Annotated in this window: 14 protein-coding genes; all 14 read right to left on the bottom strand. The window is 62.1% G+C overall.

The annotated features are described in order from the left end of the window. Window positions 1–17: 17 nt before the first annotated feature. Window positions 18–341, bottom strand: a complete 324-nt coding sequence (locus TU80_RS32295; protein WP_079442592.1) for a hypothetical protein — start codon at window positions 339–341, stop codon at window positions 18–20. Continuing rightward, window positions 338–8,194: a two-partner secretion domain-containing protein gene (locus tag TU80_RS29665; RefSeq protein ID WP_234427162.1), complete on the bottom strand. Its 7,857-nt coding sequence runs from the start codon at window positions 8,192–8,194 to the stop codon at window positions 338–340. The genes TU80_RS32295 and TU80_RS29665 overlap by 4 nt, the downstream gene beginning before the upstream one ends. A gap of 31 nt (window positions 8,195–8,225) precedes the next feature. Further along, entirely contained in the window at window positions 8,226–9,947 is a 1,722-nt protein-coding gene (locus tag TU80_RS29660; protein ID WP_057006047.1) for a ShlB/FhaC/HecB family hemolysin secretion/activation protein, read from the bottom strand. Between the two features lie 432 nt (window positions 9,948–10,379). Then, window positions 10,380–10,862, bottom strand: coding sequence for a poly-beta-1,6-N-acetyl-D-glucosamine biosynthesis protein PgaD (pgaD, locus tag TU80_RS29655; protein WP_046385105.1), 483 nt, complete (start codon window positions 10,860–10,862; stop codon window positions 10,380–10,382). Beyond that, window positions 10,859–12,205 carry a poly-beta-1,6-N-acetyl-D-glucosamine synthase gene (pgaC, locus tag TU80_RS29650; protein ID WP_046385106.1) on the bottom strand — a complete coding sequence of 449 codons (1,347 nt, stop codon included), beginning with the start codon at window positions 12,203–12,205 and terminating at the stop codon, window positions 10,859–10,861. Before pgaC ends, pgaD begins: the two co-directional genes overlap by 4 nt. A 2-nt stretch (window positions 12,206–12,207) precedes the next feature. Further along, complete coding sequence (gene pgaB, locus TU80_RS29645; RefSeq protein WP_057006046.1) at window positions 12,208–14,205, bottom strand: poly-beta-1,6-N-acetyl-D-glucosamine N-deacetylase PgaB; 1,998 nt, start codon at window positions 14,203–14,205, stop codon at window positions 12,208–12,210. Window positions 14,206–14,217: 12 nt separating this feature from the next. Further along, window positions 14,218–16,698, bottom strand: a complete 2,481-nt coding sequence (gene pgaA / locus TU80_RS29640; RefSeq protein ID WP_057006045.1) for a poly-beta-1,6 N-acetyl-D-glucosamine export porin PgaA — start codon at window positions 16,696–16,698, stop codon at window positions 14,218–14,220. A 302-nt stretch (window positions 16,699–17,000) separates the two neighbouring features. Further along, on the bottom strand, window positions 17,001–18,497 hold the full coding sequence (locus tag TU80_RS29630; RefSeq protein WP_057006043.1) for a YdgA family protein: 1,497 nt from the start codon (window positions 18,495–18,497) through the stop codon (window positions 17,001–17,003). 149 nt (window positions 18,498–18,646) lie between these two features. Continuing rightward, on the bottom strand, window positions 18,647–19,279 hold the full coding sequence (locus TU80_RS29625) for a hypothetical protein (protein WP_026139839.1): 633 nt from the start codon (window positions 19,277–19,279) through the stop codon (window positions 18,647–18,649). 96 nt (window positions 19,280–19,375) lie between these two features. Further along, on the bottom strand, window positions 19,376–20,818 hold the full coding sequence (locus tag TU80_RS29620) for an efflux transporter outer membrane subunit (RefSeq protein WP_046385110.1): 1,443 nt from the start codon (window positions 20,816–20,818) through the stop codon (window positions 19,376–19,378). Next, on the bottom strand, window positions 20,815–21,705 hold the full coding sequence (locus tag TU80_RS29615) for an efflux RND transporter periplasmic adaptor subunit (RefSeq protein WP_017845524.1): 891 nt from the start codon (window positions 21,703–21,705) through the stop codon (window positions 20,815–20,817). Before TU80_RS29615 ends, TU80_RS29620 begins: the two co-directional genes overlap by 4 nt. Beyond that, on the bottom strand, window positions 21,702–21,911 hold the full coding sequence (locus tag TU80_RS29610; protein WP_046385111.1) for a DUF1656 domain-containing protein: 210 nt from the start codon (window positions 21,909–21,911) through the stop codon (window positions 21,702–21,704). Before TU80_RS29610 ends, TU80_RS29615 begins: the two co-directional genes overlap by 4 nt. Then, window positions 21,908–23,986, bottom strand: a complete 2,079-nt coding sequence (locus TU80_RS29605; protein ID WP_057006042.1) for an FUSC family protein — start codon at window positions 23,984–23,986, stop codon at window positions 21,908–21,910. Before TU80_RS29605 ends, TU80_RS29610 begins: the two co-directional genes overlap by 4 nt. Next, the gene (locus TU80_RS29600) at window positions 23,983–24,414 is read right to left on the bottom strand and encodes a MarR family winged helix-turn-helix transcriptional regulator (protein ID WP_017845527.1); all 432 of its coding nucleotides are present in this window, start codon (window positions 24,412–24,414) and stop codon (window positions 23,983–23,985) included. The genes TU80_RS29605 and TU80_RS29600 overlap by 4 nt, the downstream gene beginning before the upstream one ends. Between the last annotated feature and the right edge of the window lie 550 nt (window positions 24,415–24,964).

Here is a 24,964-nt window from a genome sequence, read left to right as displayed (position 1 = left end):
ACTAGCCTTGGTGTTCTTTAAAAAACCTCATGCCTCAGCAACTTAAAGCCACCACCTTGGCTAATCACTTTTTCTATATCGGCTGAACGATTTGTAGCGTTTACATAGAGCAAGATTTTATAGCTAGCGTAGTTCTGCTCTACTGGATCGCCGTCCAAAGGATCAATATTCAATTTTAAAACAAAATTCTCTGAATCACTCCTACCCCACATATAGTAAATACCACCTTGATAAGAGCTATCCCTTTCCTCAAAAATCTCTCCCAGCGCTCTTTCCACATCACTTCTCGCCGACAGAAGACATGATTTTTCCGCACCATAGAGATCATACACAATAGTCATTTCGGTAACACCGCACTCGGAGCACGACTTGCGGCTGTTGCCGCAGAGTCATAGATCATAAAATTAACTTCGCGTCCTGCTTGGGCGCTCATCTTACTCGAAAAATCTTTCAGGCCAAGGGCTTGCAAGTCTCTTGCACTCAACGGCCCCGTACGAGTTCCGCCACTCCTCAAACCTATTCCTAAGGATTGAGCGCGTTGCAAAAGTTCTGGACTTGCCAGCGCAACATCGAAGTCACTCACCCTGCCAACGTCAAATGCCTCCCCAGTTTTAAAACTTTTACCTGTTACGGCACTTCCTTGAAGAATTGGCTCTACATTTTCATAGCCAGCACGTGCCAAACCATCTCGCGTATTTGTGCCAAAGCGAACGAAATCATCTGCACTTGAAAAACCTTTTGGGATTACAACCCCTTTTGCAACCCCTAACTCTGCGCCTTCAACAATTCGCCCAGCAGTCTTAGTCGCGCCTCCCACCCCGCCACCAAACATCATGCCAACCATTTCGGCATGATCACCCTTCATGGTCTGCTGGACGGCGAGACGCGTATCGTCCTGGTTTTTATCCTGGAAACCACGAACGATAGACTGTTCTGCTTTGTTTAGCCCGCCGTTCTGGTCATATTTATCCAGCGCCGCATTGCCCCCCTCCACGTCCAGACGCTGTGCATTACAACTTGTAGGATCATCACACTTCAGCAGTGTAATACCAGTTTTTTTATCACTGATTCCTGCGTACTTAGCAGCCACATCGCTACGGCAGGATGACGGGCTGGCTGCCCCACGGCACCCTTTCAAATCCTTAACCAAATCATCCACTTCATGATGATTCAGATAGTTATATGCGGTGGCATTCTTCGCAATTTCAGCTCCTTTCTGCACGTCACCGTCAGTTGCACCAGCAGCTGCGATTCCGACCAATTGCGAAGCAGCTAACAACAGTGCTGGATCGCCATTTACCACTTTCGCTAGAGCGGTTACCAATGCTTCGTTAGCTCCCGCAGCGAGAGCGCCCGTAGCGAAACTACCCCCGCCAGCCTCACTTAACAGCCCACCGACCAGAGCGTGCAGAGCGATTTTTTGAGGCCCCGAGTCGGACCATTTTTGGCCTTTCGAGTAATCACCTACGGCGTTAAAGGCGACCGCTTGCAACGTGCTCTGCAACTGCGAGCGCAGGGAACTGCCGAGATTGTCTCCAAAACTACCTCCTTGAATAGCAGTGCTTAAACTTGCTTGGGCAACGCCTTGTGCTCCCGAATAGGCGGCAAACTTACCAATGTCAGAGGCGGAACTGAGGTCAAACCCCTTTGTAATGTGATTGACGTTGTCGCCCGTTACACCGAACGCCGGATCAAGCACTCCAGCGGTAAAACCTGCCGCTAGTGCCCCAGTCGCGTACCCCTTCAGGGCTTTGCTTGACGTAATGTCTTGAAAAGTCGCACCGATATTCCCGCCGTTATTGATAAAGCTGACGGTGCTCCCACTGGCAACTGAAGTTAACGCAGCAGTCGCCATGACGTTGCCCCAACCAGCTGCCGCGGTCCCTACAGCCGTACCGGCCGAAACCATTGCAGAACTGCCTGCTGCAGCCATTGCCGTACCAGACCCAGCACTAGCACCCGCTGCAGCGCCCACCGCACCGCTTGCGGCTCCAGCGGTTAAAACTGTCACGACAATGATGATCGCCAGCATGGCTCCTTGGCCTAAGCTGGAATGGCTGTACTTGAACGAATCATGCAGTTCCTGCACCTGCCGCCAATCCACATCCCCACGCTTCTCGGCTTCTTTCAACCAAGCCAACTGCGGATCCGCTTTGACCATCACATCAATCGTCTGGCTAACCGTATTCTGATCGATCTGTTTGATATCAATCTTCAGCCCGTTGACGGCCTTGATCGCCATCTCCCCCTGCGCCATCAACTCACTCTGGCGCAGCGTTTCGTCGGTATTCCCCTTGCCCTTGGCGCTGGTCCACGCCAAGTCACTTTTGCTCTTCTCGTGGCTCTCCTGGTGCAGATCCTTGACCGCCTCGAACGTCACCACGCCGCCACTGGTGATCGCCAGGTCCTTGCCACTGTTGAGCTTGGCCCGCTGATACAACTGATCACCGCCGCTAACTAGCGACAGATCACCACCGGTCTTGATCTCAGTCCCCACATTCGTGACGCGGGTGACTTCATCCCGCTTGGTCTTCTTCGCGCCCCAGCCACCCTTCTCCTTCATGTCATACAAGGTATGCGCGCTGTTCTGCGCCGCCAGCAGGTTCAGCTTATCCCCGCTATACAGATAAGCCTCATTCCCCGCGCTGATCTTGCTCGCCACGATCGTGGTGTCACGCCCCGCCTGGCTGACAAAATCCCCGCCCGCCGTCAGCACGCTCGCCACTTGGGTGGTCTGGTCATCCGAGGTTTTGATGCGCTTCTTGCCGTGCTTCTCCTTGCCTTCGACGTTGTGCACATCGCTGACCGACGCCACGTTGAAGTCACGCCCGGCGTCGATGTTGAAGTCTTTGCCGGCGGTGGCATTACTGCCGATGATGTTGACGTCCTGCCCCGCTTTCATGTTGAGGTTGCCGCCCGCCGTGACGCTGGCGGCGAGGTTTTTGACGTCGGTGGTGATGCTGGATTTTTGCCCGCCGTCGCTGAAGGCGTGTTTCACGCTGGTGTCGCTGACGGGCAGGATGCTGATGTCGCGGCCGGCGGTTAAGGTGACGTCGGTGCCACCTGCCAGGGCGCCTCGGGTGATGAGGTCGCGCCCGGCGTTCATGGCCAGGTTTTCGCGGGCGACGATGAGGCTGGTGCCATTGTCAGTGAGGGTGCGCATGCCCGCGCCGTCACGCACCTGGATGGCGGTGTTGTCGTTGGTGATGTCGCCTCTGACCGCCGCCATGCTCACTTGCTTGCCGCGAATTTCGCCGGCCATGGCGTTGCGGATGCTGTCCTGGGCCAGCAGGCTCAGGTTGTTGCCGGCGTCGATCAGGCCGCCGTTGTAGAGACTGCCGCCGGCGGCGGCGGAGAGGTTGTTGCTGGCGCGCAGGGTGCCGACGTTGATCAGGTCACCGCCAGTGAACAGGTTGAGGTCACGGCCCTGGATCAGGCTGTTGCCGCGTACGTTGCGCGAGTCGGCCTGGGCCAGGTAGAGCACCGGCACGAGGACGGTCTGGCCGTCGACCACGCGGTTTTCCATCCACACGATGTCGTGGGTCAGGGCGCCGACTTGCTGGCCGGTGAGGGTCACGCCGAGGCTCAGGCGCAGGGCGTCCTTGCTGGCCAGGGCGTTGTCCATCAGGTAGCGGAACTGGTCGGCGTCGCTGGTCAGGCCGCCGGCGAGGAAGCGTTGGCCGGTTTGCGCGAGCACCGCGTCGCGGATCAGGCGGCTTTCGTATTGGCCATCACCGAGGCGGCGCCAGGCGTTGTCGCTGGTGAAGCCGAGTTTGCCGAGCATGTAGTCGGAGCTGAAGAAGCCGGTGAGGCTGGCAAATTCCGGGTTGGTTTCGATCAGATAGTGGCTGGTGGGGTCGGCGTTTTTGACGAACAGGCCGTACTCGCCCTTGGGCAACTGGAAGTTGGGCGCGGTGGTGGGGTCGACCGGGGCGAAGGCCACGCCGGTGTAGTCAACGGGTACGAAACCGCCACCCGCTGCAGGGGTAACCACCGGCAGTACGCTGCCAGGCGCCTGGGCGCCGGGGTTGTTGGCGTGTTGGCTCAGGTTGATGTTGATGCCACCGACCGGGACACCGGTCTGGTCATCGCCGAGGGTGCCGGTCAGTTGCGCCAGGGTGTTTTCGTGCAGCGTGCCGTTTTGCGTTTTTCGGGTGACTTTGGAAAGGTCGACCGTACCACCGGCCTGAAGCGTGGCGTCGTACTCATGGCCGGCGTTGGGGGTCCAGGTGGTGACGTCGCTTAAGTGGGCGAAAGGCAAGCTATTGGGTGAGCGGTTTTTCAGTTCTTCGAAGCGCGCCTTATCGAAATGCCCAGCCGCCGTGGCCGCATTGAAAGCGGGAACATCGACATATTGCATGCTTTCAAACAAATCGTCGGAAATGCGACCTGGCGTGCTGACGACAATCTTGCGCTGCCCCGTGCGCGTAGCGGCGCCCTGGTTGAGCAAGTCACCGGCGGTGATACTCAGGTCGCCATTGGCAGCCATCAGGCTGTAGCGGTTCTGCACATTGTCGCCTTGCAGCAGCATGTTTTTGCCAGCCACCAGGCGCGCCGCCACCGAATCTTTGGTCGCCGCCTCAAGGTACGTCTCGTAGATGGTGATCAGGCCTTTTTCCCAGTTGTCTTTCTCGCCGCAGTGCTGGCCACAGATCCAACTCAAGCTGCCTGTGGTAAGCGTCTGCCCGAGTTCGAACGCATCTTTGGCGTTTTCGATAAAGCCTGCATTGATACCGATCGAGCCTTCGCTTTCCACGGTGCCGGAGCGGTTGCTGAACAGCACGGCACGCCCGCCATCCTGTGCGGCGAAGCTCAAGTTGCCTTTGCTGTAGACATCGCCATAGAGGTTGCTGAAACCATTGCTGCGCAAGGTCATATCGCCGCCGCTGAACAACAGCGAATCGGCAGCGTTGGTGATGCCATTCACGGCGGTCAGGTTCACCGCGCCCTGGGCGCCCAAGGTGCCACGGTTATTGATCTGCGCCGCCGCGATATCCAGTTGCTGACGTGCGGTGAGGAAACCGAGGCTGTCGAGGGTGCCGGTCAGGCTCAGACGGGTGTCGGTGCCGGCCAGACGGCCGCCGTTCTGGCTCAGGTTATTGGCTGTAACGGTGAGCGTTTGCAGGGCCGATACGCGGCCGCTGTTGGTCATGTCGCCGGCGGTGATGCTCAGGTCACCGTCGCTCAGCAGTTCGCCGCCGTTATCCAGGCTGGCCACGTTGATGACCAGGCCCTTGCCGCTGGCCATGCGGTCACCGGCTTTCAGCGCCAGCGCCTGGCTGCTTTTATAGGTGATGACTTCGTTGAGTTGCACACGGCCCAGACCATCGACCTTGCCGAATGCCCAGTCGGCTGTGCCCATGCCGTTGATGTTGCCCTGGCTGCCGGTGAGGCTGGCGGTGTGGACGCGCATCAGGCCGCTGCCGGCGTGCTGCAATTGGCCGGACTGGTTGTTCAGGCTGGCGGCGTCGAGGCTGAAGCCCTGGCTGCCAAACTCCAGAATGCCATTCTGGTTATTGACTGCGCCGCTGACGTTGATGCTGCTGGTGATCCCTTTCAAGGCGCGCAGTTGACCACCCGCGCTGTTGTCGAGGTTGCCGCCACCGACGGTCAGGCCCTGGTTGGCCTCAATCAGGCCGCCCCGGTTGGTCAGGGTGTCGCGTGACGTGAGGTTGAGCTGATTGCCGCTGAGCTGGCCGCCCGCACTGTTGTCGAGGGTGGCGCCGCTAATGGTCACCTGCTCTTTGCCGAACAGCTTGCCGCCGCGGTTGGCCAGGGCTTCAACGGTCAGTTGCAGATTGCCGATCAGGCTCGCCATCAGGCCGTCGTTGCCGTTGTCGACCGAGTCGGCGGTGACGGTCAGGGTATCGCCCTGCACGGTGCCGCCCTGGTTGTCCAGGCTGCCGGTGGTCAATTCGGTGAGGGCGCCGCCGCTGAGGATCAGGCCTTTGCGGTTGCTCAGCTCTTGGCCGCTGTAGTTCAGGCCGAGGTTGCCGGCCAGCAGTTGGCCGTTATCGTTGTTCAGATGCTGCGCGGTGATGTCCAGGCGCTTGCCACGCAGCAGGCCGCCGCTGTTGTTGAGGGTGGTGAGCTGTTTGACCAGCACGCTGCGTTCGCCAGCGTCAATCGCGCCACCGGTGTTGGTCAGCAGGTCGCTGATGTTGAGCGTCACGTCACCGGCATCGCTGATCAACGAGCCTTTACCGCTGTTGTTGAGGGTCCCGGCGGTCACATCGACGGCGTTGCCCAGCACGGTGCCGGCGCGGTTGTCGATGTCACCGGCGGCGAGCAACAGTTGCTTGCCGACGATCACGCCGCTCTGGTTATCCAGGCTCGCGGCATGCAGTTCAATATCGCCCTTGCCTGCCTGCAAACGGCCCTGTGCGTTATTGAGCTGTTGCGCAGTCACGAGGGTAAGCTTGCCGGTGTCGGCGCTCAGCACGCCATTGGCGTTACTGCTGAGGCTGCCGGCGTTGAGGTTCAGATCCGTGCTGGCCTGGGCAAACCCCTGGCTGTTGTTGAAGGCATTGGTGACGTTGAGGGTGAGCGCGCCGGCGTCGGCCTGGATCAGGCCCTTGAGGCTGTTATCCAGGTCAGTGGCGTTCACGGTGGTGGCGCCGGCGACCACTACGCCGTTCTGGTTGTTGAGGCTGCCCGCATTCACGGTCAGATTGTTGGCGATGATTTGTCCGCCGTTGTTGTTGAGGTCGGCACTGGTGAGCACCAAGCTGCCGCCGGCCATTTCGATGCGGCCCTGGCGGTTATCCAGCGAGGCGCTGTTGAGACTTGCGGCCTGGCCGTCACCAAAACGAATCAGGCCGCCGAGGTTGACGATGGCCGGCGAGTTGAGCGCCAGGCTTTGTTCGCCAAACAGGCGTGCCGTAGCGCCCTGGTTGGTCAATTTGGCGCTGCTGACGTCGACGGTTTTGGCCTGGATGATCGCACCCTGGTTGGTCAACGCCTGCGCGGCGGTAATCGCCAGGTTGCGGCTGGCCAGAAGGTTGCCGGTGGTGGTGACGGTTTGCGCGTTAATCACCAGGTCGCCGGTGGTATTGCGGGTGTTGTCGGCGGCGACGCCGGCTTCGATGATGCCGGGATTGTTGACCGTGGCCGCATTGATGTCGATGCGTTGGCCGGCGGCCACACTCTTCTGGTTGACCAGGGCCTGGGCGCTGGTCACTTGCACGTTGCCGGCGGCGTAGACCTTGTCGGTGAGGTCGACGTTCTGCGCCGTGACCTTGACGTTACCGGTGGCCTGGGTTTGCGCCATGCTCAAATGGCCATTGGCATCAAGCTGAATATCCCCACCACTCGCCGCCAACGTACCGTCGAGCTTCACACCCACGCCGGCTTCGGTGCCGACCAGTTTGATCGCGCCGGCGTACATGCCGCCCAAGGCGCTGGAGTCGATTGCCAGCTCAGGCTTGGCACTGCCGTCATCGGCGCGTGCGGTGGCGTTCAACGTTTGTGCATCCACGTCATTGCGACCGGCAATCACAGTGAGTTGGCGCGCGTTGATCTGCGCGTTGATCTTGGCCGAGCGGGTGATGATTTCGAAGCGGTCGACGTTGCTCGCGTTCAGGCCCTGACCGTCGATGGTCACCGCGCCGCCGTCGACCTGGTAGCTTTTCAGTTGACCGGTCGGATCGATGACGGGTTTGCCGGTGGTCAGGGTGGCGTTGGGGGTGTTGATGAAGCCGCAGCCGTTGCAACTGATGCCGTAGGGGTTGGCGACGATGACCTTGGCCGACTGACCCGCTACTTCGGTGTAGCCGCGCAACTGGCTGGGGTTGCCGCCGTTGACTTCGTTGAGGATGACGCTGGCCGCGCCGCCCTTGAGGTTGGGGTTGCCGACGATGTAGCCGCCCAGCTGGGTGTTGGTCACCGCGCCGCTGGCGTTGTTGAGGATCACGCCGTTGGGGCCGACGTTGTAGTCCTTGAACTGGTTGTGCGACAGGCCACTGCCGTTCGGTGTGGCGATGTTCACCACCGGCACGCCATTGCCCGCGGCGCCGACGGTGGTGCCGGGCGCGCTGACCACGATGCCCTCGGCCTGGGCCAGCAGCGGCTGCCAGAACAGCGCGTTGGCGAGGATCAAGGCCAGCCCGCGCTTGGGCAGGCCGAAGAACGCGTCGCGCGGCTTCAGTGCGGCAGAAGGTTGGCGGGCCAGGAAGGCAAATTGGCGAACATCCATTTTCAAATTCTCGATGTAACGGGGCGTTGAATTACAGGAAGAAATCCATGCGGAAGTAGATCGGCGCTTCGCGCTCGCTCATCACTGCCGGGCGTTCCAAAGAATGGGCAAACGTCACGCTGGTGCTGACGTGTTTGCCCCGGGCGAACAGCTCCAGGGAGTTGCTCGAGACCCGACCGTGTACGTCGTCGTTGTAGCGACCGTGGCTGATCACACCTTGGTCGTAGCCGACGCTGGCGCCGTATTCGGCAAAGGCCGGGCGCAGCCAATCGAGCGTCACCGGGCGCGCCCAGCGCACGTCGTTGCGCCAGTAGCCGCCGCTGTCGCCGCTCAGTTGCTGGTCTTTGAAGCCGCGCACCGAGGCGGAGCCGCCGAGGCTGATGCGCTGTGGACTGAACAGGATGTCTTCACTGCGTTGGCCGGTGGCCAGGCTGGAAAAACTGAACGACTCGCCCCACAGCGTGAACGGCTGCAGGAAGCTGGCGGTGGCGGTGTATTTGCGATAGCGCGCGTTGGGCTGCCGATTGCCTGCGTCATCGCGCTCGTCCTGGGCCTGGGCATCGAGCAAGCCGATGCCGTTCTGCATGCCCAGGTCAACGTTGACGAACCCGCTGCCGATCCGGCGCCCGTGGTTGATGCCCAGTTGCAATTCGCTGAGGCGGTTGCTGCTCGAGGCGGTACGGGTATCGAGGATGTAGTTGTTGGTGCGCAGGTGCGCCACGCCGACGTTCAGCGATGTCTTGCTCACATCGTCACGATGGACCACCCGCTCGGCGCGCAACTGGTGATTCTGGTTGTCGCCGTTCTGCTTGAATTTGTAGTCGTTGGTCACGCCAAAGGTGCGGTAGTCGCTCTCGTTGTAGGTGTAACTGAAGTTCCACCAGCCCCACGGCACGTTGTAGTAGAGCATGCTGTTTTTCGAGGTTTTCTGGTGGTCGCTGACAGCATCGTGGCCGCCACGCAGCACCAGTTGGTCGGCCAGGCCGAGCGGGCTGTCCCACTCCAGGCCGGCGCCCCATTGCTGTTCGCCGGTGCTTTTCTGCCCGTCGTTGTTGCGCGACAGGCTGGCGCGCCAGGGCTTTTGCGGGGTGTTCTTGACCACGACGTCACTGCCGCCTACCTGGGTGCCGGGGGTCAGTTCCATTTGCGCCTGCTTGGAGGGCAGGCGGTTGAGCTGGTCCACCAGTTGCTCGACTTCGCGCAGGTTGAGCGCCTCGCCGACCTTGCCGGGAAAGGCCATGGCCAGCTCGCGATCGGTCACGCTGCTGCCTTGGGCGCCTTTGAGTCCTTCGAGTTTGCCTTCAACCACCAGCACCTGGAGGTGGCCGCTGGAAAGGTCTTGTTGCGGCAAGTAGGCGCGGCTGGTGACCCGGCCTTTGTCGATGTAGTAATCGGTGATGACCTTGAGCAGTTCATTGAGCTGCGACACGCCCAGGCACTGGCCGACATAGGGTTTGAGCAGGCGCTCGCGGTCGGTGGCGGGCAGGCTGTCGGCGCCTTTGAGCGTGATGTCCCGGATCGGGAAGCAACGGCTGTCGGCGGGCGTGGCCGGGGCCTGGGGCTTGGCTTCTTTGCCGGGCAGGTCCTTGAGCTCGTCGAGGCGCCGGCGCTGCTCGTCGAGCAGGCGGTTCTGGCGGTCGCGGATCAGGTCCTGATCGCCCGGCGTGGGGGCGGCCGTGGCGCTGTTCAGGCTTAACCAGGCGAGCAGCAAAGTACACAGAAGATACCGAGTCCGTGGCAATAACAAAGACATGTTCGATCCGTCGAAAATCAAGGCGCGGCAAACTAACATCGAACTTCGGCTGACCCAAGGAACTGGATTAGTTGCACGAAAGTTCTAGATAGTTCTGCAACACACTGATTTATAATCATAAAAATAATCAAAACAGATAAGCAAGCGCTCACCGGAAGTATTATTCCGACAAACGGCAACTATTTTGATGTTGATTCAGCGAATAACTTATTAATTGCCACTACTTGGCCATCAAGTTATTGCCGAGTTAGGTTAGTACCGGGAAAGACGGAAAAGTTCGCAGGAGTTTTGTGAACCAGGGCTCATTTATCGAGATTGCAGGGCAAACCGATTGGCGACGAGCGGCAAACCTGATGCTGCAGAACCGCTGGAGGCGCTGTAGAGCCTCGCCGGGGCTCCACAGCGACCACAAAGAGCGGCGTGGTCTGGCCTTCAGCCGATGTCCTTGCCTTTTTCCTGGCCGGGCACCAGGGTCAGCGGCGGGCGTTCCACGTCGCGGGAGACATGCGACTTCACGTCCTCGACGCCGCCGTGCTCGTCGTTGTGGATGACCAGCACACCCGGCCTGCGCAGTTGCTCCAGGGCCCCCTCGTCCAGCTTGAAGCTCTCACTGAGGTTCTTATCACTGAGCGCATTGGCCTCGGCGCGGCGCTGGGCGAACTTGCGTCCCTTGCGTTGCTGGTAACGCGCCCAACTGATCAGGATCACAGCGTTGAACAGGGCGATCCACAGGTAGATCTGCAGGGTGTTGAGCGCCGCGAAAATCGGCGCTTCCAGGCGCGGGCCACCATGGCTGTCCAGCATCGACGTAATGCCGCGCACCAACAACCAAATCAGCCCGGCCCAGGCCAGCAGGGTCAACACCACATCGATAACCCACATCACCGGGTTTTGACGAGTTCTCACCAGTTTCATGATCTCGCGTCCTTATTGACAGGTTTGATACCGCGATCCGGGCTGACCCAGCGCGCACGCTTCTGATGCTGCTTGAACAACACCTTGGGAAAACTGACCAATGTGGTGAACAAGCTGACCAGCCAGAACACCATCGGGTACCACACGGTCCAGAACAGGGTTTTCCACAGGTCTTTTTCGTAGCGCCGGTCGATCAGGATGCTCACGGCAAACTGCACCAGGCACACCATCGCCAGCACCAGCCCGGTAAAGGCCGGAGGCACCAGGGAGTCCACCGCGATCGCCGGGGGCAGCACGATGAACTTACCCACGGCCCAGAAGATCACCGACAACAGGAAGGTGAAGGCCCAGCCGGTGGACAGGCAGTATTCGAACAGCAGCGGCCACAGGTAACGATGCCGCCATTGCCAGATGCCACGGATGTTCTTGAACAGCACTTCGGCGCCACCCTGGGCCCAGCGCAAGCGCTGTTTCCACAGGCCGCCGACGGTTTCGGGCATGAGAATCCAGCACAGGCCGCGCGGCTCGTAGAAGATGCTCCAGTGATCGAGTTGCAGCTTCCAACTGATATCGATGTCTTCGGTGATCATGTCGGTGCTCCAGTAGTCGACGCGGTCGAGCGCCTTTTTACGGAACGCCACCACCACACCGGAGACCGTGAAGATCCGCCCGAACACACGCTGGGTGCGCTTGATCAAGCCGATGATCGAGGAGAACTCGCCGACCTGCACGCGGCCGATCAAGGTCGAGCGCGTGCGGATGCGCGGGTTGCCGGTGACGGCGCCCAGGCGCGGGTTGTCGAGCATCGGCGCCACCAGGTAGGCCGCCGCGTTTTTGTCGAGCAGCGCATCGCCGTCGATGCACACCAGGTACTCGCTGCGCGCCGCCACGGCGCCCATGCGCAAGGCCACGGCCTTGCCCTGGTTCTGCGCCAGGTGCAGCACCCGCAGGCGCGGATGCTCCAAGGCCAAGGCATCGAGCACCGCTGCCGTGTTGTCCTTGGAGCCATCGTTGACGGCGATCACTTCAATGTTCGGGTACACCTGGCCCAGCGCCGCATGAATGGTCTCGGCGGCGTTATCGCCTTCGTTGTAGCAAGGGATGATGATCGAGATCAGCGGGTTGCCGGCCAGGGTCGGCGCCGGCGTGTCTTCTTCCCACGGCCAGTGGCGCTCCCAGTGCAGCCAGAAGTACAGGCCGCCGGCGATCCACAGCGCCGACATGAACAGCGGGTAGAAGAACACGAAGTCCATCAGGAATTGCCCGGTGATCAGGAAGATCAAGCCCAGGGGCACGCCCAATACCAACGCCAGTACGAATAAAGCCAGGATTCTATCGAACATGGTCAAGGGTTCCATTGGTTGGAAAGGGCCGGACGCACGGTTTTCAAGTCCGGGGAATTTTCCAGGAAGTTGTCCGGGTAGTAGCCAAAATTCGTGACCCCCTGGCGTTTGAGTACGCCCATCCATTCGGCCAATTGCGCACCGTTCAGGTCCGGCGCGGCCTTGGTGCGCCAGTCTTTGGCTTGCAGTTCGAATACGGTGCGTTCCAGTGCGCCGGGGCGCGCCTTGACCGTGGCGACCAGTTTTTCCAGCCAGGCATTGGAATTCTTGAGCGTCTCGCCTTCCATCAGCGGCATGGCCATCGGCGCGGTCCAGTCATAGGTCTGGAGGAAGTCGTCGAGGTTCTGCGCGAACCACGCTTCGCTCTGCGGGTTGAGCATCGGCTCGGCGAAGATATTGCGCGCGGTCTGCACCTGCGGACCACCGATGGCGCGGACCTTGGCGGTCAGCTCCTGGGTGAAGTCGATCAGGTAACGACTCTTGAAGCGCGTCCAACGCTGCATCACCGCCGGGTCGGCGCGCAGGGCCGCGATGCTGGCGGGCAGGCCGTTGGCGGCATAGACCTTGAGCGCGGCGGGGCTGGCGTCTTCGAAGTCGGACAGCAGCGCATCGTCGTGGTACAGCACGCCGTCGATGGCATTGTTACGGGCCAGGTCCTCATAGATCTCGCCAATGATCTTGCGCACCTGCGGGTCGAACGGCGACAGGCGCTGGTATTGATCCGGGTCGAGGCCGACCTTGCCGGTCTCCGGGTCCCAGCGGGTCACGCGCGGCAGCTTGGGGTCGAGGGCGAAACTGAGCACCGGCATCCAGGCATACACGCTGGCATGGGCACGGGTGTGCAACTGCCAGGCGACACGGTTGAACAGGTCGGCACGCACCGGCAAGTGGCGGTTGGGGAAGTACAGTTGATGCACCAGGCCATCACCCTTGGGGTCGGCGAAGGCTTGCAGGAACACGGTGCCCGCGCCCATGTCCACCACGCGCTGCACCAGTTGGTCGAGGTTGCGCGCTTGTTGGGCCGGGTCCGGGTCGTAGACGTTGTCCAGGTCCACATGCAGCACCCGCAGCGGTGCCTGGGTTTGCACCGCGACGATGCTGTTGGCGAAATGTTCGCCGTCCGGGTCGGACGCCACCAGGAAGCGCGGGCTGTTCATCAGGTTGGACGAGCTGTCGAGGCCGTCTTCCAGGGTCAGGGCCATCTCATAGCCCTGCTCGCCGACGATCGCCAGCGAGGTGCCCTTGGCTGCGCCGTAGGGCCATACCCACACCCGCGGTGCCTTGCCGGTGACGCTGCGGATCTTGTTGGAGATCGCCACGACATCCGCGCGCATCCGCGCCTCGAACTGCGCCTGGGTTTCATAGCGGCCGGTGGCCGGATCGAAGCGCAGGGAGGTCGCCGCCGGCTCCAGGTTGCCCTGGGGGTTGGCCAATATCCCTTTGTGACTGGCATCGGTGTGCGCGGCGATTTCCACCAGACCCGAGCGGGACACTTCGCGGATCTGCGCCCAGGTCAGGAACTCACCCCGCGGGCGCGGTGAGCCGGCGAAGTCCACCGGTTGGTTCATCGGCGTGTCGATCCAGGTGCCAACCGGCGCGAGCAGGGCCGGCCAGTGATAGGCCCGCAGTATCGGCATCACGCGGGTATAGAAGCTCGAATAGCCATCATCGAAGCTGAGCATCACGGCTTTCGGCGGCAGCGCCGGACCGCCACGGCGGGCCGCGAGGATCTGGTCGACACTGACCGCCTGGTAACCGTTCTCCCGCAGCCAGGCCAACTGCTCGATCAAACGTTCGGTACGCACCGCCACCACCGCCTGGTCGGGGTCGCGATCCTCGACGTCGTGATAGGCAATGCCCAGGAAATGGTTTTTCGGCCACGGCACTTCGTTGGCCGGGGTCGGCCGCTCGGCGGGTGGAGTGAAAGGGGCGGGCTGCTGGGCACAGGCACTGGCCAGCAATACACCCAGGACCAGCAAGCAACGGCTGAGGACAGTCATGGTCAGGCTCTTCTAGAAACGGTAAGTGAGGTCGACGAGCAGGCGCAGATCGCGTTCGCGATCACCGTCATAGGGTCGACTGATCAGGCTCAGGTTGGCGCCGGCTTCGAGAACGTCGTTCCAGCGAAAGCGTTGGCCGTAACCGATCAAGCCGACACCGCCGGTGGAATAATCCCTCTGGCTATACGTACCCGCTCCGACTTGGAACTGCTGACTCCACTGGGTCTCGTAGCGGTGATAGAGCACATGGTTGACGGTGACGGTGGGCAACACGCTGAAGTCCGACTTCGGGTTGAAGTACACCGTGTCGGCCTTGCTGTTGTGGCTGGCGCTGACTTCCAGGCCCAGGTCCACTTGCACGCCCGGCGAGCTGTAGATGCCCTCGCGGCCAGTGAGCAAGGTTTCGATGCGGTCGTTGCCGTCGCTGAAGTGGGACGGGCTGAGGGACAGCTTCCACTCACGGCTTTCATTGGCGCGCCAGCGGATGAAGCCGCTGCCGCCGTTGGCCGTGATGTCGGCATTCAGCGCACGCAACGGTGTGGTGGCCGAGAGGTAATCGAGGCTGCCGCCGTATTGCCAGTTATCGTTGATGTCGCGGGCGATCGACACGCGCGCGCCTTGTTTGGAGCCAAAGCCGTAGGAGTGGTTGGACACCTCGGCTTCCAGGGTCATGTCGCGGGTCCGCCGCTCCACGCCCACGCGCTGCCAACGGTGCTGGCCGGTGCCTTCGGAAAAGTCGGCGGTGGCGTAGCCGGCGCCGGCGAACAGGCGCCAGTCTTCATCGATGGGCGGCGTGTAGATCACGCTTTCAATGCCCCAGTCACGGCTGCCGGTGACCGCGCCCACGTCACCGTTATTACCGCCGCCATAGCTTTTGCCGGTGTAGGCCTCGACGCGCACTTCGGCCATGTCGTGGACGTTGCGCAGGCGCTGGAGACGCTGCACCTGGCGGCTGTCGGGGTTGCGGGCGATGACGTCGTCGGCGAGCACGTCGAGTTGGCGCCACTCCTGCAGATCCATGGCGGTGTAGGCCTGGGACACTTCCAGGCTGATGTCGCGCGGCACCTGGGCTTCGGTTTCCTTGAGGGTCGCTTCGGCGCGCCGTGGCAGGTCGCGGGCGCGGTACATGTCCGCCTGGGCCAGGCGCAGGCCGACGTTGCCCGGAGCCCGTGCCACCAGGGCTTCCAGGCCGGCTTCGCTGCCCGGCAGATCGCCCCCGTACACGCCGGACTGCGCCGACAGTTGCTGGGCATCCATCCATGCATCGTTGGGGTTGCCGATGGGCAGGCCTTTGAGTTCGACCCGCGGTTTCTGGTTGTCGGCGAGGGTAGTGGCGACCTTGCGGGCTTCGACACCTTTGTCGCTTTCCTGCAGGGCGTAGAACAAGGCCGTGCTGTCTTCGACCCGGTCATCGGGCTCGGCGTCGGTGGCGCTCAGTGCCTGGCGATACAGCGGCTCGGCCTTTTCCGGCTGGCGCTGGTCGAGGTAGGACGCCGCCACCCAGCGCACTGCGTAGGTCGGCAATTGCACGCCTTCGGCCGTGAGGGTTTCGTACTCGCGAATCACCTCGGCGGTGCGCGCCCGGGCCTTGAGTGCGCCCAGGCGGTCGATGCGCCAGCGCACCACGTCGTCATGGGCGCTGGCATCGGGGGTCCAGCGGGTGAGCAATTTGTCGTAGTCCTGCAGGGCGCGGTCGGCGATCACGTAGCGTTCTTTCTCGGTGCGCGTGGCGAACTCGGCCATGCGTACCCGTTCGGCGGCCAGGTCGCCTTCGAGGCGGCGCTGGGTGACGGGGTCGAGCAGGCCCGGGCGCTGGGTCGCCAGACGCAAGGCCGGCTCCGGCAGGCGGGCCTTTTGCAGGGCGACGATGTATTCACGGGCAACTTCAGGCTTGTCGCCGGCGCGGATAAACGCTTGGTCGAACTCGAACAGGGCGTCGTAATTCAAGCCGGCGCGGGTCAGCGCGTAGCCCAGGGCCATGCGCCGGTTGGGGTCGTCGGGCTTGGCCGCGACCATTGCGCGGGTGCGCTGCACGGCCTCGCTGGCTTGGCCGCCGTCGGCCTGGGTCAACGCCAGGCCGAGTTGCAGGTCGGTATTGTTCGGTTCACGCAGCAACGCCTGGCGATACACCGCCTCGGCCTTGGCCCACTGCTGTTGGTTGCGATAGGTGCGCGCCACCGTGGCGAGCGCCTGGGGCGTGAGGTTGCGATTCTGGCCCTGGGCCTCGTACACCTTCAGTACTTCGGCGTCCTGGCCGGCCCACCCGGCGATCACCAGATGGTCGCTGACCTGGCCCGCTGTCTGCCGTTCGGCAGGCAACTGGCGCAGTTGGGTCAGCGCGGGGGTGAAGTTGCCGTTGCGCGCCTGAATGATCAGGGCGTCATAGGCCGGGTCGGCCACGGCGAAGGTGGGCATCAGCAACTGACTGCACAAGGCGACCCCGATGAGCAGTCGCAACCGGCCTGATGCACTGAGTGGAGGGTTTGGCAACATATCGCGAGCTTCCTTACACACGGAAAGCTGTAACGATAGGTGGTCCTGAGCAATTTGCTGCAGGGTGCCGGCGTCTCGGGACCCGGCCTAGCTTTCCTGTGGGAACTATCCCTCAAGAAAATAGGAAAAAGTCCAATTCAGAACAATTGTTCAGAATTGCCCGACATCCTGAAAAAAATCAATGTGGCGGCGGACTTACCGAAGATAACGGGGCTTCAGCCAATCGCCATGGCGACTATTTGACCCGTTTCACCCGCAAACCCGCCCCCGCTTTTTTTATTTCTGACCGCAGCAGAATATTTTTACTGCGCGCCGCCCATCGCACCGACTTTGGACATGACGAAGGAGAGGAATTGCTCAACCGTCATCTTCTGGCCGTTGAACGTCACTTCGTTGTTGGCGTAGTGCAGCTTGGACACCACGTCGCTGCCGACCAGGGTCGCCAGTTGCGTACCGACGGCCATGCCGCTGATCATCTCGCTGGCCATCTCGGATTGCTGCTCGATGGCTTCAGGGTCGGTCACACCACCGAGCTGCGCTTGCAGGGCGGCAACGTCGGCGATCATCGGCTTGGACAGGCTCAGGTTGGCATCGAGCAATGCGATGATCTGCTTGCCCAGCTCCAGCGGTGGCAGTTCCATGCTGCTTGGCTTGGCCAGGTCCACGACCAGGCTGAATTTGCTTTCGCCACGGGTGGTTTTCAGCGACAGGTTTTCCACCGCCACTTGCGGCTTGGCGGCCAGCAGTTGGTTGACGTTGGTATCGGCCAGGGCCTGCTCGGCGTCGCTCAGTTGCAGCTCGGGTACCGGTTCACCGGCGGCAGCAGCGGCCTGCACGGGTGCCATCTTGTCCTGATAGAGCTTGGTCAGCACCAGCATCGACGGCACGTCGACGTTCTTCATGCTCAGGGCCATGGCGGCCGAACCCACGGGTTTGCCCTGGTAACCGATCTCGTCGATCTTGTAATCGACGCGCCCGGCCAGGTTGTTGTCCTTGGTGTCGCTGGTGTCTTTCTGCTCGAAGCCCTTGAGGGTCAGCACGGCCTTCTGCGGGCCCATGGTGAGCTTGGTGTCGGTCAGTTCCACGGTGTTCTGCCCGGTGTAGAAACCGAACGTGGATTTTTCCAGGTTGCTGGCCACTGTCAGCCCGGCCAGTTCGGCTTCGAACGGCGAGCCATTGGCGTCGACGACGGCGACCTTGAGGCTGTTCATGTAACCGTCGGCCTTGACCTTCTTGCCTTCGGCGCTGCTGTCGAAGTTCAGGTTGGCACCGGAGAAGCTCACCGACGACTTGTCGTCCTTGAACGCCAGGGGCAGCAATTCGACGTTGCCGTTGACCGAGAGGCTGTAGCCGATGTTGGCCACGCCCTTGAGCGGCGACACGTCTTTGGCGGCGGCAAACCACTTCTCGGTGGTGGCGTTCTTTTCCAACTCATAGTGACTGGTGGCCATGACCGGCAGCCACTTCAGCGTGACCAGGCGCGACAACGGCAGCGGGCCGTGTTCGATATGGTCGACGAACAGCAATTCAGGGTTCGGGTTGTCTTCGCCGAAGACCGCACCTTGTGCTTTCAGGCGGTAATGGGCGGTGCTGCTGAATACGCCACGCTCCAGGGACACCAGCTCAAGGGCCATCGTGCCGTCGACGCCGGCCATGGAGGTCTTCAGTTCCTTGTTGGCGTTCTGGATCGCGGTTTGCAGCACCGGTTCCAGTTGCTTACCGGTGTACCAGGCGCCGCCTGCACTGACGACGCCAACGGCGACAACAAAACCCAAAAGAACGACTGCTGGCTTATTCATGAGGTGACCTGATCAAATCCTGTGAGAAGTGGGCTGTCTTCCTTGAACCCCGAGTGAGGTTGGCTCAAGCCCGCCGAAAAACGGGGGGAAGATTAGCACTGGCGGCCGCGAACGGCCCAGACTTTCAGAGGGATCAGTTCCACGCAAGTTCAGGAATATTCCGTTTCGATCTCGTCCAACTGGTGGTCGAAACTCTTCAACCGGGCAGTCCAGGTGTACACCAACACCTCGAATTCACGGTGTATCACGGCATTACCGGGGGTATCGACCTTGGGGTCGCAGAAGTCCAGTTGGTAGCGCTCGCGGGCCATCTGCGTGGCCACATCGGACAATTCCCGCGCATTATTCAGCCAATGCCTACCGTCGGCGACCTGCCGATCCAGCAGCACGCATTGTTTTTTCAGGGTCTCGAGGCTTTTTTCCAGGGGCGTGCCGGTCAGGTCGCCCATGACTTCCTGGAAGGTGCGCCCGGGCTGCCAATAGCTGCCCCAGAAATAGCGGTCGAACACGGTTTCGACCCGCCGCAGGGCGACCTTGGTGTCCCAGATCGCGACGCGGGTCTTGCCTTGTTCGAGGAGTTTTTTCTTCACCTTTTGGTTTTGGTAGGACGCCCAGGCGACGACGCCGATGGACAAGGTGCCGATCACCAGGCAGGCGCTGTCGAGAAACACCATGGCCGTGTCGATTCGGTGAGCGAGCATGACGCCGTAGAAGTAGGCCGCCGATAACAACACCAGTGCGAAGCACACGCACCAGAAAGCGGGAGCATAAGGGTTTTTCATTATTGGAATCCCCATGAGCAAACGCGAGCTGTGTCAGGCGGGCCCTCTGCCGGTCAAAAAGCATGGCGGCCCGCTTGTCAAAGCATAGCTAGCTGCTCAGGGTTTGCCGGGCTGTGAGGCTTGCGTTCGTCCGCTTTCCCAGCCGCCGCCCAGGGCCAGGAACAGATCGATCTGGCTCATGGCAACCTGGGTGTTGGCCGCCGCCAGTTGCGCGCGCACATCGGTGTAGGTGCGCGTGGCTTGCAGGTCGGCGAGGAACGATGCGCGGCCGGCCTGGAAGAAGCGGTGGGTCTGGTCTGCGGCTTCCTTGGCCGATGCGTCGGCTTCGGCCAGGGCATCGCGGCGCTGTAACTGCGCGGTGTACTGCGCCAGGCCGGTCTGGGTTTCGCGGATGGCGTTGAGCACCACCCCGTCGAAGTGCGCGAGGGCGCCCTGGGTCGCCGCTTCGGCTTCGTGGATGCGCGCGCGGGCGCCGTTGGTCGGCACGGTCCAACTGATCATCGGGCCAAAGCCCCAGCGGTTGGTGGCCGGCGTGCCGAGATTTTCGAGCAACCCGACCGTGCTGACCGAGGCACCGATGCTGATGTCCGGGTACAGCGCGCCCGTGGCCACGCCGATGCGCGCAGTGGCCGCGGCCAGTTGGCGTTCCGCCTGGCGCACATCGGGGCGACGCTTGAGCAGCGTCGCGCCATCGCCCACCGGCAGCAGTTGGGCGATGTGCGGGAGTTCGGCGCACGTACCGGTGCCCGCCGGCAGTTGCGCCACCGGCTTGGCCAGCAGCATCGACAGGCGAAACAGCCCGGCCTGGCGCGCAGCTTCGTAGCGCGGCATGTCGGCGCGCAAGGATTTGTACTGGGTCTGCGAGCGGGTGACCTGGGTTTCATCGCCGCGCCCGGCGTCGCGCAGGCGCTGGGTCAACGTCGTGCTCTGGGCTTGCAGGTCGAGGGATTCGTTGGCGATCGCCAGCTCTTCGTTGGCCGCGCAGACTTGCGTGTACGAACGCACCACATCGGCGACCAGGGTGATCCGCGCAATATCGGCCGCGGCCTGGGTTGCGTCGGCGCTGGCCTGGGCGCTTTCGATGCCGCGCTGCAAGGTGCCGAACAGATCGAATTGATACGAGGTGGTGATCCCCACGCTGCCGATGTTGCCCACCGGGACTTTTTCCGAGAGTAAAAACGCTTCGCCGGACTCTTGCAGGCGCTGGGCTTCGGCCTTGGCGCCGGCGCTCCAGCCGCCGACGGATTCAGCCTCCTGCACCTGATAGCGCGCCCGCTGCAAGTTGGCGGCGGCGACGCGCAGGTCGGTGTTGGAAGCCATGGCCTGGCGCACCAGTTCATCCAGGCGCGGGTCGTTGTACAGCTTCCACCAGTCCGCCGGCACCGGCGCCGAGACCACGTTAGCGCCCTCGCCCGCCAGTTGCCCTTGCAGGTCGCCACGGTTCATGGCGGCCTTGTCCGGCAGTCGATAATCCGGGCCGACCACCTGGCAGGCTGACAACAGCACACCCAGCGCCGCGGTTGCCAAAATCTGCTTCATGGCTGGGCTCCGTCCTTGGGCTTGTCGCCGATGATCGACACCGTCGCGGTGCGCCCGGCGATCATGCGAAAGTCCGCCGGCACCTCGTCAAACGCGATACGCACCGGAATCCGCTGGGCCAGGCGCACCCAGCTGAACGCCGGGTTGACGTTGGGCAGCAGGTTGGCGCCGCTGCTGCGGTCACGGTCCTCGATACCGGCGACGATGCTCTGCACATGGCCGTGCAGGCGGGCGCCGTCGCCAATCACACGGATATCGACGCCCATGCCGACGTGGATGCCGTCGAGCTTGGTCTCTTCGAAGTAGCCGTCGATATGGAAGGAGTTACTGTCCACCACCGACAGCACCGGGCGCCCGGCGGTGACGAACTCCTGCGTGCGCGGCGCACGGTCGTTGACGTAGCCGTCCACCGGGCTGCGGATCACCGAACGGTCGAGGTTGAGTTGCGCCGAGTCCACCGTCACTTGCGCTTCGGCCAGGGCCGACTGGGCACGGGCGACGCGGGACTGGCTTTCTTCCAGTTGCTCGCTCGGCACCAGGTTGCCCAGGCCACGGTTACGCTTGTACTCGCGCTGGGCCTGGGCCAGGGTTTCCTGGCGGTCGGCCACGGCGGCCTGGGCCTGGCGCAGGGCCAGTTTGAAGCGGTCCTGGTCGACGGCGAACAGCACCTGGCCTTTGCTCACCAGTTGGTTGTCGCGCACGTCGACGCGCTGGATCAGCCCGGACACGTCCGGGGCGATCTGCACGATATCGGCACGGATGTGGCCGTCACGGGTCCAGGGCGCAAACATGTAGTACATGACCATGCGCCATACGACGACGACCGCGAAGCTCACGATCAACAACGTCAGGACGACACGGCCGATGGTCAAAAAAGGTTTTTTCATGTCATCAGGTATCGACTGAGTGAGTCCACCGCGCCCAGCAACAGCGCGTAGAGCCCCACGTTGAACAATGCCCGGTGCCAGACCAGGCGATAAAAGTGCAGACGGGTCAACAACCCGTGCACCAGCAGAAACAACACGTAAGCAATGCCCATCAGCACCAGCAGCGTGGGCAGGAACACCCCGCTGATATCCAGATCACCGATCATAAAGGCGCTCCATCAGGCAGCGGCGCCTCGGTCTCGGTGCCGCCAATCAATTCCACGCCGGGCAACAGCGCCAGACGCAGACCCGCCAGGGCATGCAACAGATGCAGGCGGGTGTCGTCTTCGTCTTGCAGGCCTTGGCCGTTGAGGGCGCGGCGCGTGCGGTCGAGGGTCATCAGCAGGCCGCTGGGCGAAGGCAAGCGTCGGCCCGCCTTGAGGCAGGCCTTGTAGTAAGCGCCGACGCCTTCCACCACTTGGCCGAGCAACACCCGCGGTACGCCGTAGATCCGTGGCGAGTAGGCCAGCAGGTCGAGCAGGTTCAGCGCCACGCGCAAATCGCGCAGGGCGACGCCGGTGTCATGGCCGATGATGGCCAGGCGCGGCAGGTGCTGCATCAAGCGGTCGAGCATTTGCGCGGCCAGGTGCCGTTGTTCGGCCAGGTTCGCCGGTTCGGTCAGGCCGACGATGTCGTGCCAGGTGAACCGGGTCAGGCGCTTGGCGGCCAACTCGGCACCGAAGGGCCGCGCGATCAGCGTCCACACAAAGGCAAACAGCAGGCCCACGGGCCCGGCCAGGTTGACATTGGCGAAGTTGAGGAAGTCGGCGTCATAGGCGCCCTGGATGCTGATGAACGACGAGGTGTTCACCAACGTCAGCAGCATGCCCAGGTAGAAACGCGGTTGGACCGTGAGTGTGCCGATGCAGATAAACGGCACCGCGAACGCCAGCACCAGCATGGGGAAATCGTGCAGGTTGGGCAGCACCAGGAACAGATACAGGCTGGCGAACAGCACCGACATGGCGGTCCAGAAAAAGAACCGGTAGATCTGCGGCGCCGGGTCGTCCATCGACGCAAAGAAGCTGCAGGCGACGGCTGCCAGGATCACGGCGCTGCCGCCGTCAGTCCAGCCCAGCAGAATCCACAGCACCGAGGCGACGATGATCGCAGTGACGGTGGAAAACGCCGAGTAGAACATCAGGCCACGGTCGAGAAAAGGCGTCAGGCGGCCCAGGCGCCAGTGGCGGTAAACGGCGCGCCAGGTGTCCTGGCTCTCGCATTGGATCGCGGCCTGCAGGCTGCGGCAGTCTTGCCACAGGTCGATCCACTCACCCAGGCGATACAGGGCGTTGGAGAACAGCAGCGTGTGGCGGTCGTCCAGCGCTTCGCCTGCCGGTTGCAGCGCGTCGAGTTGGTCACGCAGGGTGCGCCAGCGCTCCAACGGGGCCGACTCGGTGGTGCTTTGCAGCCACTGATCCGTGGCCTCCAACAGCGGCGCGAGCGTTTCGAGAAACTCCGGCGCACGGTGTTCGATGGCGTATAGCGCATCGTCGAGCGCATCCACCACCGGCAGCAGGTGGATCATCCGCCCGCGCAGTTCCTTGGTGTTGCGCACCGTCTGCGGCCGGGCGCCTTCGTGGGGCAACTGGCCGATCATCAATTCCAATGTGTTGAAGGTGGCGACCATGCCGCCGCGCAAGGCGCTGACTTCGTCGCGCGCCACGTTGCGGCTCATAAAGCGCTGGCTGTAGACCTGGGCGTCGCTGAACCACTTGGCCACCGAGCCATCGAATACCGGCATCAGGCGCCGCGGCCAGAACATTGCGCCGACCACCGCCGCCACCGCGATGCCAAGAAAGATTTCCTCGGTGCGCGCTTCAGCCACGTCCCACACCGTCAGCGGGTTATCCACCACCGGCAAGGCGATCAGCGGCAAGGTGTAGCCGGCCAGCATCAGGGCGTAGTTGTTCGCGGTGCGCAGGTGCATGGAGAGAAACAGCAGGGTGCCCGTCCACAATGCAATCACCACCACCAGCAGGTAGGGCGATTGCACAAACATCGGCACGAACACCACCGCCGCCGCCGCGCCCATGAAGGTGCCGATCGCACGGTACAGCGCCTTGGAACTGGTCGGTCCGACAAACGGGCTGGAGACGATGTACACCGTGGCCATCGCCCAGTACGGACGCGGCATTTGCATGAGCATGGCGATGTACAACGCGATCATCGACGCCGCGAACGTGCGTACCCCGTAGAACCAGTCCTTGGCCGGCGGCATGCCGGTAAAAAATCCTCTCAAGATGCTGCAACCACAGGGTATTGATGCGCGACTTCGAAGGCGCGCAACACGCGCAGCGCAACCTCCATGTCCGCAGGCGCAATATCGGCCAGCACGTCGCGGCGCAGGCGCACCAGTTGCGCCTCCACCGCCTGTACCAGCTCACGGCCCCGCGCGGTGAGGCTCAAGGCCTTGGCGCGGCGGTCGTGGGTGTCTTCGCTGCGGCACACATAGCCGCCGCTGCACAGTTGGTCGAGCAGGCGCACCAGCGACGGGCTTTCCATCCCCGAAGCCTGGGCCACTTTGACTTGATGCACCCCGTCGCCCAGGCGGCCGATCATCAGCAACGGCACGGCGCAGGCTTCGGAAATACCGTAGCTCACCAGCGTGTTCTGGCAGATTTTGCGCCAATTACGGGCGCCCACCACCATGCTGCTGCTGAGGTTCATCTGGAGTTGTTCGAGGGTCTTGGGCACTGGATCGTTCGCATACAGTTAGTTTGCTAACTATCAATATGGTGGATGGCGCTAGATGCGTCAAGTTTTGAAACAAATTTAGCGGATGGGTGGTGTCGGTAAGTAAAGCGGCTTTCAGCACGAAGGTTGGATCTTCAACGATAGCCGCAACGCCGCATGACCCATGTGGGAGGGGGCTTGCCCCCGATAGCGGAGTGAAGGCAATACACGGTTGACTGATCTGCCGCTATCGGGGGCAAGCCCCCTCCCACATTTGGATCGGTGTCGGCTTCAGGATTGCTGTGCTGCCTGCCATTCGGGCGTGGCGTGGGTAAGTAAAGCGACTTTCAGTGTGAGGGTTGGATCTTCAACGATAGCCACAACGCCGCATGACCCATGTGGGAGGGGGCTTGCCCCGGTACAGACCGGAGACATCCTTTACGTTTGAAACCGGAGACATCGTTTACATGTATTAATCATGGCCAGGAGGTAACTGGCCATGTCATGGAATCGAGAGTCCCCTATGGACCAAAAAGTCAGATTG

Source organism: Pseudomonas veronii, assembly GCF_001439695.1.
Taxonomy (GTDB): Bacteria; Pseudomonadota; Gammaproteobacteria; order Pseudomonadales; family Pseudomonadaceae; genus Aquipseudomonas; species Aquipseudomonas veronii.
This window is presented reverse-complemented; position numbering and strand designations above follow the sequence as displayed.